This window comes from Nocardiopsis protaetiae (genome assembly GCF_045446735.1).
GTDB classification, from domain to species: domain Bacteria; phylum Actinomycetota; class Actinomycetes; order Streptosporangiales; family Streptosporangiaceae; genus Nocardiopsis; species Nocardiopsis protaetiae.
Window position 1 is genome coordinate 1 of sequence record NZ_JBJJBV010000170.1, and the last position, 15,069, is coordinate 15,069.

17 protein-coding genes are annotated in these 15,069 nt (G+C 75.1%); 5 read left to right on the forward strand and 12 right to left on the reverse strand.

Going from position 1 to position 15,069, the window contains the following annotated elements:
• The first annotated feature begins 100 nt into the window (after positions 1–100).
• Positions 101–940: an ABC transporter permease gene (locus ACJOT3_RS23170; RefSeq protein WP_406975199.1), complete on the forward strand. Its 840-nt coding sequence runs from the start codon at positions 101–103 to the stop codon at positions 938–940.
• Positions 941–1,060: 120 nt separating this feature from the next.
• Positions 1,061–1,438, forward strand: a complete 378-nt coding sequence (locus ACJOT3_RS23175) for a hypothetical protein (RefSeq protein WP_406975200.1) — start codon at positions 1,061–1,063, stop codon at positions 1,436–1,438.
• Here the strand turns inward: ACJOT3_RS23175 and ACJOT3_RS23180 are convergent.
• Both ACJOT3_RS23180 and ACJOT3_RS23185 read right to left on the reverse strand, forming a co-directional pair.
• On the reverse strand, positions 1,405–2,031 hold the full coding sequence (locus ACJOT3_RS23180; protein WP_406975201.1) for a hypothetical protein: 627 nt from the start codon (positions 2,029–2,031) through the stop codon (positions 1,405–1,407). The genes ACJOT3_RS23175 and ACJOT3_RS23180 overlap by 34 nt on opposite strands.
• Entirely contained in the window at positions 2,028–2,312 is a 285-nt protein-coding gene (locus tag ACJOT3_RS23185) for a hypothetical protein (protein WP_406975202.1), read from the reverse strand. Before ACJOT3_RS23185 ends, ACJOT3_RS23180 begins: the two co-directional genes overlap by 4 nt.
• 443 nt (positions 2,313–2,755) lie before the next feature.
• On the opposite strand from ACJOT3_RS23185, the gene ACJOT3_RS23190 reads away from it, so the two are divergent.
• Positions 2,756–3,892: a helix-turn-helix domain-containing protein gene (locus tag ACJOT3_RS23190; protein WP_406975203.1), complete on the forward strand. Its 1,137-nt coding sequence runs from the start codon at positions 2,756–2,758 to the stop codon at positions 3,890–3,892.
• 206 nt (positions 3,893–4,098) lie between these two features.
• On the opposite strand, the gene ACJOT3_RS23195 is transcribed toward ACJOT3_RS23190, so the two are convergent.
• From ACJOT3_RS23195 to ACJOT3_RS23210, 4 genes are all read right to left on the reverse strand, one after another.
• Positions 4,099–4,734, reverse strand: a complete 636-nt coding sequence (locus ACJOT3_RS23195; RefSeq protein ID WP_406975204.1) for a PadR family transcriptional regulator — start codon at positions 4,732–4,734, stop codon at positions 4,099–4,101.
• Between the two features lie 90 nt (positions 4,735–4,824).
• The gene (locus tag ACJOT3_RS23200) at positions 4,825–6,792 is read right to left on the reverse strand and encodes an acyl-CoA dehydrogenase family protein (protein WP_406975205.1); all 1,968 of its coding nucleotides are present in this window, start codon (positions 6,790–6,792) and stop codon (positions 4,825–4,827) included.
• 170 nt (positions 6,793–6,962) lie between these two features.
• Complete coding sequence (locus ACJOT3_RS23205; protein WP_406975206.1) at positions 6,963–8,210, reverse strand: sulfotransferase family protein; 1,248 nt, start codon at positions 8,208–8,210, stop codon at positions 6,963–6,965.
• A gap of 83 nt (positions 8,211–8,293) precedes the next feature.
• The gene (locus ACJOT3_RS23210) at positions 8,294–8,560 is read right to left on the reverse strand and encodes a helix-turn-helix domain-containing protein (RefSeq protein ID WP_406975207.1); all 267 of its coding nucleotides are present in this window, start codon (positions 8,558–8,560) and stop codon (positions 8,294–8,296) included.
• A 96-nt stretch (positions 8,561–8,656) separates the two neighbouring features.
• Between ACJOT3_RS23210 and ACJOT3_RS23215 the strand changes: the two genes are divergently transcribed.
• A complete protein-coding gene (locus ACJOT3_RS23215) occupies positions 8,657–8,905 on the forward strand; it encodes a hypothetical protein (protein ID WP_406975208.1) in 249 nt (82 codons plus the stop codon).
• Between the two features lie 15 nt (positions 8,906–8,920).
• Here ACJOT3_RS23215 and ACJOT3_RS23220 read toward each other — a convergent pair whose 3' ends face one another.
• The 6 genes from ACJOT3_RS23220 to ACJOT3_RS23245 all read right to left on the reverse strand — a co-directional run bounded on the left by ACJOT3_RS23220 (position 8,921) and on the right by ACJOT3_RS23245 (position 14,428).
• Complete coding sequence (locus tag ACJOT3_RS23220; protein ID WP_406975209.1) at positions 8,921–9,406, reverse strand: AAA family ATPase; 486 nt, start codon at positions 9,404–9,406, stop codon at positions 8,921–8,923.
• 102 nt (positions 9,407–9,508) lie between these two features.
• Positions 9,509–10,459 carry a S66 peptidase family protein gene (locus ACJOT3_RS23225; RefSeq protein WP_406975215.1) on the reverse strand — a complete coding sequence of 317 codons (951 nt, stop codon included), beginning with the start codon at positions 10,457–10,459 and terminating at the stop codon, positions 9,509–9,511.
• 91 nt (positions 10,460–10,550) lie between these two features.
• Complete coding sequence (locus tag ACJOT3_RS23230; RefSeq protein ID WP_406975210.1) at positions 10,551–11,921, reverse strand: M20/M25/M40 family metallo-hydrolase; 1,371 nt, start codon at positions 11,919–11,921, stop codon at positions 10,551–10,553.
• 82 nt (positions 11,922–12,003) lie between these two features.
• Positions 12,004–12,837, reverse strand: coding sequence for a M55 family metallopeptidase (locus ACJOT3_RS23235; protein WP_406975211.1), 834 nt, complete (start codon positions 12,835–12,837; stop codon positions 12,004–12,006).
• A gap of 127 nt (positions 12,838–12,964) precedes the next feature.
• Positions 12,965–13,762, reverse strand: coding sequence for a HEAT repeat domain-containing protein (locus ACJOT3_RS23240; RefSeq protein ID WP_406975212.1), 798 nt, complete (start codon positions 13,760–13,762; stop codon positions 12,965–12,967).
• A 222-nt stretch (positions 13,763–13,984) separates the two neighbouring features.
• Positions 13,985–14,428: a MarR family winged helix-turn-helix transcriptional regulator gene (locus ACJOT3_RS23245; RefSeq protein ID WP_406975213.1), complete on the reverse strand. Its 444-nt coding sequence runs from the start codon at positions 14,426–14,428 to the stop codon at positions 13,985–13,987.
• Between the two features lie 114 nt (positions 14,429–14,542).
• Between ACJOT3_RS23245 and ACJOT3_RS23250 the strand changes: the two genes are divergently transcribed.
• Complete coding sequence (locus ACJOT3_RS23250; RefSeq protein WP_406975214.1) at positions 14,543–14,893, forward strand: hypothetical protein; 351 nt, start codon at positions 14,543–14,545, stop codon at positions 14,891–14,893.
• The last annotated feature ends 176 nt before the right edge of the window (positions 14,894–15,069 follow it).

Genomic DNA, 15,069 nt, shown 5'->3' on the forward strand with positions numbered 1-15,069 from the left:
GGGACGCGCCTCGGCCCGGAGCGGGGTCGGCCGCGCGGCGGCAGGACACCTCCCGGCCCCCGGCTCGGGCCCGGGACGTTGACGACGATCGGAGAAGGACATGACACGCACGACCGACCTGTACGACGCCCGGGCGCATGAGGAGGAGCTCGGTGCGCTCGCCCGCTGGGCGGGCGACTCCTGGACGATGACCCGCCGCGAGTTCGCCCGCTGGGCCCGCAACCCGCTGGGTCCGGTCATCGGGCTGCTCTTCCCGGTGATGATGCTGGTGCTCTTCGCGCTCTTCCTCGGCGGCAGCATGACCGTCGCCGGCGGCGGCGACTACACCGAGTTCCTGGTGCCGGGCCTGCTCGTGCTCACCATGGCGTTCGGCCTGGAGAGCACGATGACCGCCATCACCCGCGACCTGGAGCGCGGGGTGCTGGACCGGTTCCGCTCCCTGCCCATGGCCCCCACCGCCGTGCTGGTGGGGCGCGGCGTCGCCGACCTCGTCGAGTCCGTCGCGGGCCTGGCGATCGTGCTCGCCGCCGGGTTCGCGCTCGGCTGGCGCTGGCACGGCAGCCTGGGCGCGGCGCTGGGCGCGGTGGGCCTGCTGCTCCTGCTGCGCGCCGCGATGCTGGCCTGCGGTGTGTGGCTGGGGTTGATCGTGGGGCGGCCGGAGCTGGTGATGGCCGTGCAGATCCTGGTGTGGCCGCTGGCCTTCACCTCCAGCGCGTTCGCCTCCCCCGAGTCCATGCCGGGCTGGCTGGGGGCGGTCGCCGAGTGGAACCCGATGTCGGCGACGGCCACCGCGGTCCGCGACCTGTTCGGCAACCCCGGTGCGGTCGGCACCTCCTGGGCGGCGGAGAACGCCCTGTTCCTGGCGGTGCTGTGGCCGGTGCTGCTGCTCCTGGTCGCCTGCCCGATGGCCGCGGTCCGCTTCCGCTCGCTCTCCCTCTGACCCCCGCGCGGACCGGGGCCGCCACCGCGGCCCCGGTCCTGCGTGTTTCCACGGATGTGGCGGTCGGCCGCCCCCTTCTATGGTCGAAGGAGAGCGAGTCCCCCGGAGAGGAGACGGGCCATGGCACCGACACGAACGCGGGCCGCGCGATCGGTCCCGCACAGGATCGGCTGGTGGGTCCTCACGGCGCCGACGGCCCTGATGCTCCTCAACCACGCCGTCGGCGTGTTCGCGTTCTCCCAGGGCGCGACCGATCGGTTCATGTTCGTCGTCTTCGCGCTGCTCAACGCCTACGCGCTGGTCGTCCTGCTGATCCCGTTCCGCCGCGGGGAGCCGTGGGCCTGGTGGCTGAGCCAGCTGCAAGTGGCCGCCTTCGCCCTGTGCTTCCCGCTGCTGGACGACCCCGCCATCGGGTGGTTCTACCTGGGGATCGCCGCGGTCCTGGCGCTCGGGCTGGCGCTGACCTACCCGGGCGGCCGCCCACCGGCCCGCACCTGAGGCCGAGGTGACCCGGCGCCCTCCCGCGGGTCGGCGCCGGGCACGGGCCGGAACGGGATCGACGCGGCGAGCGCGAGCAGGGCCAGGAGCGATCCCAACAGGACGGCGACCCACGCCCCCCGGGCGTCGTCGACCGCCAGCCGCGGCCCGCCGACGAACGGCGTCGCGACGACCATGGCGATGAGCAGCCCGAACCCGGGGATCCCGGCGAGGATCCGCCCCCACAGCGGTCCGGCACCGGAGATCGCGAACCCCGCGGCGACGGCCGCCACCCCGACGGCGATCGCCCCGCCGCCCAGCCCCTGGGTGACCAGGGCGATGAAACCCCCGGGCAGCAGCAGGGGCACGATCCCGAACAGCAGCGGTGCGAGCCCGAACCAGCGCAGCCCGCGGGTCGGCCCCCGCGCCCGCCGACCGTACGCGGCGCCCAGCAGCGCCCCGATCAGGGCCCCGGGCAGGAGGATCGCGCCGAAGGTCCCCCACCAGTCCACCTGGGACAGGGAGCCGGCCAGTTCGGCCATGTAACCGCGCAGTGCCGCGGCCCAGGCGAGGCCGACGAGCGCGCCGAGCAGGCTCCCGCGCACCGTGTTCACCGCGACACCCCGTTCGCCGCGACGCCGCTGATCTCGCGGGCCCGGCGGAGCAGGGCGGCGCCGAGCGCGGCGAACAGCGGGAGCCGAACCCCGATCGCGACGCGCGCCGCCGCGAACGGGCCGAGGACCGCCGGGGTGAGCGGAACGGCGATGAGCGGGACGCCCGCCCCCGCCGCCGTGCCCGCCGCGCCCGACAGACCGCCGATGATCGCGGGGACGCCGCCGACACGGGCGGCGCGGATCCGCCGCGCACGGGTGGACACCGATACGGTGGCGGTCATGGGGGCCTCCTCGTCCGGGGCCGTTCTCCAGGCTCGTATTCCCAGTTCACGGGCCTGTAGGCTCATCGTAAATCCGCCGGATCCCGCGGACATCCGGTGAAATACGCAATTCTTCGAGGCGTGGGGACGCGTACTGTGACGAGGACGTCGGACACGGGACGGTCGGCCCGCGCGTTCCTCGCGAGCGCCCGCGCCCAGGCACGCTCCGGTTCCTGGCGCGAGGCCTGGGAGGCCTCGCGGGAGGCGGCGCGGATCGGCCGGTCCACGGGTGACGCGGTCGTCGTCGCCCAGGCGGCCCTGGCGATGCCGGGCTCGTCGATCGGGGACTGGAGCCTCACCGCGTCCCGCCAAGCGCTCTGCCTGGAGGCGCTCGGGATGCTCGGCCCCGAACACGCGGACCTGCGCGAGGCGCTGACCGCCCAGCACGCCGCGATCGCGACGGCGTGGGTGGCGGCCCCGAGCCCGCCGACCGGATGGCCGCGGCGGACGCCGAGCGCGCGTTCCTCGCCCTCCAGGCGGAGCACACCGCGGCGATCGGCCCCGACGGCACGGGCACCCGCCTGGAGCTGGCGGCCCGGGCGGCCGCGCTCGGCTCCGCGGCCGCCGACGACGGGATCCTGGCCTGGGCGCGGATGTGGCGGCTCGACGCGGTCGAACAGCTCGGGCTGCGCCGGGAGTTCAACGACGGGCTCGTGGAGTTCACCGCGGTCGTCGACCGCCTCGACAGCCCGCTCTGGCGCTGGCGGCTCGCCCTGGTGCACGCCGGCCTCGCGCTCCTGGAGGACCGGGTCGACGACGTGCCCGGCCTCGCGGACGCGGCGCTGCGGGCCGGTGAGGCGGCGGGCGCCGGGGACGCGGGCTTCCTCGACCTGGTCCTGCGCTCGTCGCTCGCCGAACGGGTCGGGGACGGGCTCGCCGAGGTCGAGGGGGCCGTGCGCCGCGCCGTCGCGGGCGCCCCGCTCTTCGCCCAGGGCTGGCGCGCCGAGATCCTGCTGGGCCTGGGCCGCGTCGACGAGGCGGTGGGGATCTGGCGGGCCCTCGCACCGCACCTCGCGGAACTCCCCAGGAACAGCCACGAATGGCTGGTCGCGTCCGCCGCGCACGCCGGGCTCGCCATCGCGGCGGGCGACCGCGACGCGGCGCGGCGGATCCGCGCGGACCTGGAGCCGTTCGCGCACCTGCACGTGGCGGGACCGGCGGTCACCCCCTACAAGGGGCCGGTGGCTTTTGTGCTCGGCCGGCTGGCGGCGTTCCTCGGTGACCGCCGGGGCGCCGCTGAGCGGTTCGCGCAGGCGAGCGCGCGGGCCGCCGCCATGAACGCGCCGTGGCACGCCGCCCGCGCGCGGGAGCGGTGCGCGGCGTTCGACCGCGGGGGACCCCTGTCGCCCCTGCCACCCCTGTCACCCCGCGAGACCGAGGTCGCCCGGGAGGTCGCGGCGGGGCTGACCAACCGGGCGATCGCCGCGCGGCTGCACATCTCGGAGCGCACGGTCGAGCAGCACGTGCGGAGCATCCTGCGCAAGCTCGGGCTGTCCAACCGGTCCGGGGTCGCCGTCTGGACGGTCCGGCACGGCGGCTGAACCTTCGGCGCCGGACCGGGACTCCCCGGGCCCCGCCGGAACGCTCGGTGTCGGCACCCCGTGCTCGACGGCCGCCCGTCTCCGGGCCGCACCCGGCGGTTCCCGGCGCCTCCCGCGACCGCCCCGGCGCCCGGCCGGGGTGCCCCGGCCGGTCCACGGATCGGCGTGCGGGCCGCCCGCCTCCGGGTCCGGGGCCGGGTCCGGGGTCAGGACTCGCCGATGTTCCAGGCCTTCATGAGCTCCGGGTTGTCCTCGGCGAACACGCCCTCGAAGGGGTTGCCGCCCTCACCCGCGAACGAGTGCGCGCCCGACTCGATGCGCTCCATCAGCCGCCGCGTCCACGCCGCCTCCGCGCGGCCCACGGCCAGCCACATGTCCATGATCTCGCCGATGTGGCCCATGGTGTCGGCGTGCTCCTCGGGCATGTAGTGGGACTCGACCGACTGCTGCCACTCCTTGAGCCCCCCCTCGCGGACGCTCAGCAGCTCGACCACCTCGTGGCGGGGCAGGTCCACCATGAACCCCAGCCCGGCCGAGAGCATGTCCCGCCGGTCGTCGTGCGAGGACAGCGCCCGGCGCAGCAGCGAGAAGTACTCCTCGGTGCCCTCCGGGGTGATCTCGTACTCGGTGCGGGGTGGCCCGCCCACCGTGGAGGGCGCCGTCTCGTGCGCGCGCAGCAGCCCCTGCTTGGCCAGCTGTTTCAGGGCGTGGTAGACCGACCCCGGCTTGGCGTTGGACCACTCGTTGGCGCCCCAGAACTCCAGGTCGTTGCGCACCTGGTAGCCGTGCGCCCGCCCGTGCAGGCGGACCGCCCCCAGGACCAGCAGCCGGATGGCCGACATGCCACACCCTCCCCGTTCAGCATGGAGTGCTAATCAACTTTGACTACTCTACCGGACGGGTGCGCCCGGTGTCCCGGGCCGCACCCCCGCTCACCCGCGGGCCGGGGCCGCGTCGCCCTGCCGCTTGTGCTCGGCGCCCAGCGCGATCGGCGCCGCCAGCCACTCGTCCCGCAGCCCGAACGCGTTGACCAGCTGCACCGCGTACGGCCGCAGCCCCCGGCACAGGTCGTCCACCGCCCGCGTCACCGCCTTGGTCCGCGCCGTCGACAGCCGCTCGTGCTCCAGGAACCAGGCCCGGTCCTCCTCGATCACCGACATCACGTACAGGTCGCACACCCGGTTCAGCAGCTTGGCCGTGGCCTTGTCGCCGCACCGGTCGATCCCGGCCACGAACGCCTCCAGTACCACCCGGTCCATGTGCGCCCGTCCGGCCGCCAGCACGTGGTCCTGGGCCCGGTTGAACACCTCGAACGCGTCGCTGCCGTCCTTCCTCGCCCGGCGCAGCCGCCCGGCCAACCCCTCGATGATGTGCTTCTCCCGGTCCTCGAACAGCTCCAGGTGCCAGCCCCGGTTGTACAGGTCGGTACCGTCGCGCCCGGGGGAGGACGCGATGAGCCGGTCGATCAGCGGGATCGCCGCGGTCCGCTCGATCACCGTCTCGAACACCTTGCCCGCCATGAACCGGGCCAGCCCCATCGTGTCCAGGTCGCCGAACGAGTCCTGGAAGTTGGTCAGCAGGCCCTTGGTGAGCTGCTGTAGCAGGACCGTGTTGTCGCCCTCGAACGTCGTGAAGATGTCGGAGTCGGCCTTGAGCTGCGGAATGCGGTTCTCGGCCAGGTACCCGGCGCCGCCGCACGCCTCCCGGCAGGTCTGGATGGTGGCGGTCGCGTGCCAGGTGGCGACGGCCTTGAGCCCGGCCGCCCGCGACTCCAGCTCCCGCTGGGCGTGCTCGTCGCGGCGCGGCGCCCGCGACAGCTCGTGCAGCCGCGTCACCAGCTCCTCCTGCGCGAAGTGCAGGGCGTAGGTGCGGGCCAGCGCGGGCAGCAGCTTGCGCTGGTGCGCCAGGTAGTCGAGGATGCGCACCTCCTGCTCGGGCTCGCCGTCGCCGCCGGGCCGGGTGAACTGGCGCCGGGTGTCGGCGTAGCGCAGCGCGATGGTCAGCGCGGCCTTGGTGGCGCTGCCCGCGCCGCCGGCCACGCTGATGCGGCCGCGGATGAGGGTGCCGAGCATGGTGAAGAACCGCCGATTGGGGTTCTGGACGGGGCTGGAGTAGGTGCCGTCGGGCGCCACGGTGCCGTACCGGTTGAGCAGGTTGGTGCGGGGCACCCGCACGCCCTCGAACCACAGCCGGCCGTTGTCCACCCCGTTGAGCCCGGCCTTGGGGCCGCAGTCCTCGATCCGCACCCCGGGCATGGGGTCGCCGTTCTCGTCGCGGATCGGCACGAGCAGGGCGTGCACCCCGTGCTCCTCGCCGTCGGCGCGCAGCTGGGCGAACACGACCGCCATGCGGCCGTCCCGCGCGGCGTTGCCGATGTAGTCCTTGCGCGCGGACTCGTCGGGGGTGTCGATCGTGAACTCTTCGGTGACCGGGTTGTAGGTGGCGGTGGTGCGCAGGTGCTGCACGTCCGAGCCGTGGCCGGTCTCGGTCATCGCGAAGCAGCCGGGCAGCTCCACCGACATGACCCGGGGCAGGTACTCGGTGTGGTGCCGCTCGGTGCCCAGGGCGCGGATCGCCCCGCCGAACAGGCCCCACTGCACACCCATCTTGACCATGAGGGACAGGTCGGCGACGAGCATCTCGAAGGCCACCACGGAGGCGCCGATGTCGTCCGCGCCGCCCACCGAGGCGGGGAAGCCGTACGCGGGCAGCTCGGTCTGCGCCAGCGCGAGGAGCTGGGACAGGGTGCGCTCGCGGTGCTCCTCCACGGACAGGCCGTACACGGGGGCGTACTGCTCTCCCTGGAGGAGGTCCCGGGCGCGTTCGCGCACGTGGGCCCACCGGCCGTCCAGGAGGCCGCGGAGTTCGGCCTCGTCCACCCGCAATGCCTGTTCGCTCATGTCTCCCCCTGCTGGTCCTCGTCGACACGGCCCCCTCGTGCCTACCACCCGTGCGGCCGGAGGGGTCGCGAACACGCCCGGTGGGGGCGTGAGATCCCAACCTAAACCCCGGTCCCCCTCCCCGGGCCGGGAGGTCCGGGCTCCGGGGGCCGTCGGCGCGCCCGGGCTCCTCAGTCCCCGTCGTGCGCGAGGGCGGCCGCCGAACCGGTCGGGTCCGGGCCGAAGGCCGCGCGCACCTCCTCCGCGGTGAGGCCGTAGCGGTCGAGCCCGTACTTGTGGCCGCCGGGGTTCTCACGCCGGTCCCGCCGCGTGTACGCGAGGGTGCGGGCCCGGCTCTCGGGGTCGAACTCCTCGCCGAGGCTCTGCCAGACGTGTTCGGCCGCCCCGAGCGGGTCGGACGTCAGCTCGTCGTAGGGCAGGTCGAGGAAGCGCCCGGGGCCCTGCCCGGCGCGCACGCGGCGGGCGCTCTCCGCGGCCCCCGCCCAGATGTCCACCCACTCGCGGCCGATCTGACGCGGATCCGCCCCGTGGCAGTGCAGGCGCCGTCCCGCCTCGGTCATGCTCGCCCACGACGCCATCGCCCGGGCGGGGTCGCGGTCGGTCAGGACGACCACCGCGTCGGGGAAGACCGACAGCAGGACGTCCACGTTGGACAGGTGCCACGGCGACTTGAGCACCCAGCGCCGTGCGGGGCGCCCCCACTGCAAGGCCTGGAGCTGCTGCTTGAGATAGACGTAGTCGGGCGTGGCGTCACGCCGCTCCAGCCACGCGCGGTAGTCGGGGACGTGGGCGAGGATGTGGCTGTTCAGGCCGTGCGGCAGCAGGAAGATGCACTCCTCCGGCTCCAGCGGGTGCATGGGGTGGATGGCCCCGAACCCCGGGCCGGCGGCGTGCGTGCCCCGGACCTGTGTCCGGGCCGCGGCGAGGCGTTCACGCCTGCTCACCGTGCGCTCTCCGGGCCGGCCGGTGTCGGGGACCGGGTTCAGCAGCTCCCACAGCATGGGGGCGCGGCCCCGGACGTGCCGGGCCAGGAGCCCGTGCGCGAACGTGGTGCCCGTCCGGGGCAGGCCGGTGATGAACACCGGCCGGTCGACGGTCTGTGCGGCGATCTCCGGGCGGGCGTCGAGCAGGTGGAGCATGCGCAGGCGCCTCTCCAGTCGCCGCCGGATCTCGGTCTGTAGTGAGAACCGGCCGAGCGGGGTGAGGTCGGGAGCCGCCTGCCAGGCGTCGTGGAGGACCTTCATGCCGGAGAGGAAGGGCTCGTCGGGGGGCCAGGGCAGACCGCTGCGGGAGGAGGCCGCCCGCAGCGCGGCGTCGAAGGACCCCTCGCCCCCGAACCGCCCCTCGAACGGGGCGAGCAGCCCGTTCACGGGTTTCAGCCACCACGCGGGGCGCACGTTCGCGGGGGGTCTCTCCACCGGTCCTCCTTCGGTCGCGGTCGACGGTCCACCGGATCAGACCACGCGGGAGGGTTCCGGCAAAAGGGGGGAGACGTTTTCCCTCAGGCGCTCACGGCGGTCGCGACGGCGTCGTCCACCCGGCGCAGCAGGTCGTCCAGCGACAGGTCGAGGGCGGCGGCGATGGCGGCGACGGTGAAGAAGGCGGGGGTGGGGATGCGTCCGCCCTCGATCTTGCGCAGCGTCTCCACGGAGATCCCGGCCTGCCGGGCCACGTCCACCATGGTGCGGTCGGCGCGGGCGCTGCGCAGCATCCCGCCGAGCAGGCGCCCGCGTTCGATCTGGGTCTGGGTCAGCGGCTCTCTCACCATGCCGTCGAGTCTAGACTCCCGCCCCGGGATCCACCGGTATAGGTATCCGATTCCTGGGTTCGATGCACGGGTCGGGTGTGCACGTAAAGTACATGCATGGTCACTTTGCAGATCAAGGGTGTCACGGAAGAAGAGCGGGACGCCCTGGTCCGGAGGGCGCGGGAGAGGGGACGGTCCCTCCAGGCGTTCCTCCTCGATCTGGTGCGGGAGGAGGTCCGCATGTCCCGCAACGCCGCGGCCCTGAGGGCGTTCGAAGGCCGCGCCGACGGCCTCGGTGCACAGGGCGAGGCCTTGTCAGCCGACCTGGTCAGGGGCGAGCGGGACGAGCGGATGCGCCACCGTTGATCCGGTCCGGGGAGCTCAGGTGCGGGACGGCCCGCGGGCGATGGCGTCCAGGCGGTCCACCACCTCGGCGAGGGGGAGGCGGGTGTCGATCTCGTGGGTGGCGCCGCGGCGCAGCAGCGGCTCCACCTCTGCCAGGTCGCGCAGGATCTTCTCCCGCTCGCCGGGGCGCTTGCCGAAGTCGTTCCCGCTGCGCCGGGCCACCCGGTCGAGGACGACCTCGGCGGGTGCGCTGAGCAGCACCACCGCGTCGAAGCGGTCGTAGAAAGCCCCCTGGTTGGGCACACAGCCCGACACGAAGAGCGTGCGCGGACCCTCCTCGGCAAGCAGCGCGGCCACCGCGTCCTCCCGCCAGAAGCGATCGACCCCGTCGCCGTCGGGACGCTCCTCCCACCACCCCGGGTCGTCGGTCTCCACCACCCGGTGGCCCCGACCGCCCAGGGCCTCCAGCGCCGCCGACTTGCCGTTGCCCGACATGCCGGTCACCAGCACCCGCGCACCCATCGCAGCCTCCTCCGCCCACGGCGCCCGGCCGACACCGCGCTCCCGCCCGGCACCCTAACCACCGGGTACGACAGGACGGCGGCCGCGCGGCGGCGGGCCCGGTCAGGTGAGGCCGGGGACGGCGAGTTCCAGGGTGCCGTTCTCGGCGTCCAGCAGGGCCGGGACGCCCAGCGGCACGGTCAGCTGGGCGGCGCAGTGCCCCGTCTCCAGGCCCCACAGCACCGGGACCCCCAGCGGGGTGAGGCGGTCGCGCATCAGGTCGGCGATCACCCCCGGGTCCGGCGGGCAGTCGGTCCACGTGCCCAGCACCACCCCGGCCAGGCCGTCCGTCCACCCGGTGCGCAGCAGGTGGGTGAGCATCCGGTCGACCCGTGCCACGTCCTCGCCGACGTCCTCCAGCATGAGGATCCCCCCGGCGGCCGACGCCCGGCTGTGCGGTGTTCCCAGGCCGTCGTTGAGCAGGCTCAGGTTCCCGCCGAACACCACCCCCTCCGCGCGCCCGGGTACCAGCGCGTGCGCGCCCGACGAGGTCAGCACCGTGCGCCGCCCCGGCTCGAACAGGGTCACGCGCAGCTCCTCCTGCGCCACCGGGTCGCCCACGAAGTACTTGGTGCCGATCACCGGCCCGTGCACCGTTGCCACACCCAGCTCCACCGCGAATGCCTCGTGCAGCGCCGTGACGTCGCTGAACCCGATGAGCGCCTTGGGGGCGGCCGCCCGCAGCGCCGCGAAGTCGAGCAAGTCCAGGGTCCGGTGCGCCCCGTCCCCGCCCCGCACACAGAACACCGCGGCCACCCCCGGGTCGCACCACGCGTCCTGGAGGTCGGCGGCCCGGTCGGCGTCCTGCCCCGCCAGGTACGGCAGCACCGGGTGCCGGTCGCGCACGTGCGCCCCGAACTCCACGGCCAGCCCCCACCGGCGCAGCTCCTCGGCGGCCGCCTCCAGCATCGGCTCCGGCACCGGGCTGCACGGCGCCACCAGCCGCACCCGGTCGCCCCGCCGCAGCCGCGGCGGCCGGACCCCCGCCGTCACGCCCTGGTCGGTCACCGTCATCGGTTCGGTCACGCGTCCCCCCACTTTCTCCGGACCTCGGTATCGCGGCGCGCGCCACCGTGGAGCGCGCCCCCTCACAACGCTCGGCCGCTCAGGCCCGCAGGAACCGGTCCAGGGTCCGCACCCCGAACCGCAGCCCCTCCAGCGGCACCCGCTCGTCCACCCCGTGCAGCAGCCCCGTGTAGTCCAGCCCCTCCGGCTGCCAGGTCGGCGAGAACCCGTAGCAGTCGATCCCCAGGCGCGCGAACACCTTGGCGTCGGTCCCGCCGGACAGGCACACCGGCACCACGTGCGCCCCCGGGTCCTGTTCGAGCAGGGCGGCGCGCAGCGCGGCGAACACGGGCGATTCCACCGGCGCGGACACCGGCGGCGACGCGTGCGCGTACTCCCACGCCACCCGGTCCCCGGTGAGCGCGTCCATCGTGCGCTCGAAATCCTCCTCGGCCCCCGGCAGCACCCGGCCGTCCACCCCGGCGGTGGCCTCGCCCGGGACCACGTTGACCTTGTACCCGGCGGCGAGCATCGTGGGCGCGGCGCTGTTGCGCAGCGCGTTCGAGACCAGCGGGGCGGCCGTGCCCAGCCGGGCCAGCAGCGCCTCCACGGCCTCGTCCGTGTCGGTGTCCCCGGGAGTGCGCCCCACCCCCAGGGCGGCGGTGATCGCGTCCAGGGCGGCCTGCGCCACGGGGGTCGGGTGCAGCGGCCAGCGGTGCCCGGAGATCCGCACGACCGCCTCCGCCAGCGCGGTGATCGCGTTGTCCCGGGGCGGGCGCGACCCGTGCCCGGCGGTGCCCCGGGCGCGCAGCGTCAGCCAGGCGCTGCCCCGCTCGGCGGCCCCCACCGGGTACAGCCGCACGGTCCGCCCGTCGGCGCCGTGCGCGTACACCGTCTCGCCGCCGCCCTCGCCGATCGCCTCGGTGCAGCCCTCGAAGAGGTCGGCGTGCTGCCGGACCAGGAACTCGGCGCCGTGCTCGGCGCTGTCCTCCTCGTCGGCGACGAACGCCAGCACGAGGTCGCGGCGCGGCCGCACCCCGGCGCGGGCCCACTCCCGGACGACGGCGGTGACCATGCCGACGGTGTTCTTCATGTCCACGGCGCCGCGCCCCCACAGGGAGGGCAGCCCGGTGACGGGGCAGTCGGCGATCTCCCCGGAGAACGGGGGCACCGTCCAGTCGGCGGCGTCGGCGGGCACCACGTCCAGGTGGCCGTGGACGAGCAGGGCGGGCGCGCTCGGGTCGGTGCCGGGCACCCGGACGACCACGTTGGCCCGGCGCGGCTTGGACTCCAGCACCACGGGGGCGAGCCCGGCGTCGGCCAGCGCCTCGGCGGCGAACTCGGCGGCGGCCCGTTCGTCCCCCTCGCCCCCGCCCCGGTTGGTGGAGTCCCGGCGGATCAGCTCCCGGGTGAGGACGACGGCGTCCTCACCGGCCCGGGCGGTGTCGGTGGCGGCGGAGGTGGGGGCCACGGTGCGGCCTTTCTGCGGTTCTGCGGTGCGGGGTCGGTCGGCGGGGTCGCCGTGCCCTATGGCGGGGCGGGACGGCGGACGGTCAGCCGTAGTCCTTCTCCATCGCCCGGGCGATCATCGTGGTGACGGTCTTGAAGCAGCGGATCATCTCGTAGGCGTCCGGCGAGGTGTAGCGGACGCGGCGCGGGCCGATCCGGGTGACACCGGGGACGAGGGAGGCGTCCTGGGCCAGGTGGGCGGCGTCCACCTCGACCTCCACGGCCCTGGGCGAGGGCTCGGCCGGGTCCAGCCGCCCGGCGAGCAGCGTCGCCTTGGACGCGGCCAGCCGGATGTCCTCGGCGGTGCGCGCGGGCGGGCGGCAGCGGGCCGCGTACCGGCTCACGTACTCCTTGACCGCGACGGTGCGGGCGAACGGCGCGTAGGTCTCGGCGTCCTCGCAGGCGCGGTCGTCGCCGGTGACCAGGATGACCGGGGTGCCGTACTCGGCGACCACGGCGGCGTTGAGCCGCCCCTCGCTCGCGGGCTCCCCGTCCAGCCACACGCCGGTGACGGCGTTGGGCAGGTAGGTGTGGGCGAGCACGCCCTCCTCGCCGGCACCGCAGTGGTAGCCCAGGAACACGGCGCCGTCGCAGTCGCCGTGCTGGACGCCCTCCACCATCGACAGCTCCTTGTGGCGGCCGGTGATCATGGTGGCGCGCTCGTCCAGCTCCTCCAGCAGGAGGTTGCGCATGGTGGAGTGGGCCTCGTTGACCAGGACCTCGGTGGCGCCGCCGTCGAACAGCCCCCGGACGGCGGCGTTGACGTCGCTCGTGAACATCGCGCGGCAGCGCTGCCACTGCTCGGTTCCGGGCTCGCAGTCGGCGGGCCAGGTGACGCCGGTGGCGCCCTCCATGTCCGCGGAGATCAGGATCTTCACCCGCCCGACCCTAGCCGCCACCGCCCTGACCGCGCCAGATGTGGCCGGAACGGGCCGCGGGCGGGGCGCGGGAGGGTTCCGGGAGGATCGCGGGAGGGCTCCGGGAGGACCGCGGGAGGGCTCCGGGCTAACGTTCCGCGCGGATCTCGCGGACGTCGTCGGCGGCCTCCCGGACCTCCGGATCGGGGTCGGCGGCCAGCCGGTCCAGGAGGTCGTCGGTGCCGGGGGTGGACCACAGGTGGACGGTCCACGCCAGGGCGAGGCGCACCCGGGGGTCGGGGTGGTCGGCCAGCGGGCGCACCCGGTCCACGGGGCCGCGCCGCCGGACGGAGAGGCCGTCCAGCGCCGAACACAGCGCCTCGGCGTCGCCGTCGGCCAGCGCGCGGTCGATGGTGCGCAGCAGAACGCGGGGCGGCGGCCAGGGGCCGTCCATCGGGTGGGGCCTGCGTTCGAGCAGGCGCCGCGACCCGTACTCGCCGCGCACCCGGCAGCCGAAGCACGTGCACGGCGGCCGCCCGTGGGCGTCGGGCCGGTACCGCCAGCCGACCCCCTGGCGGACGGCGCGCACGGCGTGGACCTCCCGGGCGGTGACCGCCCGGGGCACGAACACCTCCCAGCCGCGCGGGTCGTCCAGCGCGGCGATGATCCCCACCGCCTCGGCGGCGCTCACCCGCCGGGAGGGGCCGCCGTAGTGGCCGACCTCGACGGGCTGGTCGTCGGGCAGCAGCAGGTGCACGGCGACCATGCCGCGGGTGTCCTTCCAGCGGGCGAGCTCGCGGAGCCACTGGTGGGTGAGGGTGTAGGAGGTCAGCACCGGGAAGCAGAAGACCCCGCGCCCACCGTACCGGGACGGGGTCGCCCGCAGGCCGGAGCGCACCGCCCGGGTGGCCCGGGCGGCGGGCGCCAGGTGGACGAACCGTGCCATGGGTGCTCCAGAGGGGGGGCGAGGGCCACTCACCCGAGAAGGAACAGGGGACGGGGGATGGGGCCGGGGCGTCGAGGCGGGGACAGAGGTGGGTGCCCCGCCCCGAGAGAGGTTCCTCCGAACCGGGAGGGGCTCCCGCCCGGGAGAGGTTTCCCCGCCCGGGGAGGGGCGTCGGCGGCTCGGCGGGCCGGGCGGCCGAGCCGCCGGGCCGGGAGGTCCCGGTCAGCAGTCGATCCGCCGGGAGTCGTAGAGGGTGCGCAGCAGGTCGCGCAGCTGCTCGCGCTGCGCCACGTCCAGGGGGTCCAGGTAGGCGTCCTCAGCCACCAGCAGCAGACCGGCGGCCTCGTCGAACGCCTCGACGCCCTCCTCGGTGCGGGTGACGGCCTGCCGTCTGCGGTCGGCGGGGTCGCGGTGGCGCGCGGCCAGGCCGAGCTTCTCCAGCCGGTCCACCACGGCGACCATCGTCGTGCGGTCCAGGCCGGTGATCCGGCACAGCTCGTTCTGGGCCTGCGGTTCGCCGGACAGCAGGCCCAGGACACGGACCTCGCGGGGGCGCAGCCCGGTGGGGGCGAGGGTCTCCTCCAGTGTCCGGGCGGTGTCGAGCCCGAGCCGGTACAGCAGGTAACCCGCGAACCCGGACATGTCGGTCGGCACGTTCTGGTTCATGGAACGAGTCTAGGGCTGTCGACGCATCGCTGATATTCACCTACGCTGATAATCAGCAGTGCTGAACATCGGCACTCCTGAGAATCAGCGGTGCTGATCAAAGAGGAGACCTTCGTGAACCCCCTGACGCCCGCCCGCGCGGTGGCCGCCGCGATCTCCCTGGCCACCTTCGTGTACCTGTTCGTGCACGACTCCTGGCGCCTGGACAACCCCTTCCTGGTGCCGGACCTGCTGCTGTGCGCGGTCCTGCTCGCCGCCGCGCTGCTGTCGGCCGCCCGGGCCCGGGGCGCGCTGCTCTTCGCCTTCGGCATGGGCACCGGGGTGCTGTCCGCCGCCGCGGCCGCCTACCTCGTACGCGGGGAGTGGGGCGGGGCGAGCCTGCTCGGCGCGGTGGTCTGCGCCGCCATGGCCCTCGCCCTGCTCCGGCGCCCCGTCCCCGCCACCCCGGCCCCGGTGCCCCGCTGACACCCGCCGTCCGCCACCCGCCGTCCGGCCGCCCTGGCGCTGCGCCGTCCCGGCGCCGCGGCGGCGCCGCCCGCGGGCCGGGGAGCGCCCGGCCCCGGCCAGGGCCGGTGCCGCCCTGACGGGCGTGCGGGTCCGCCGCGGCCCCGCCGCCCGCCACCCCTGCCCCGCTGACGCCC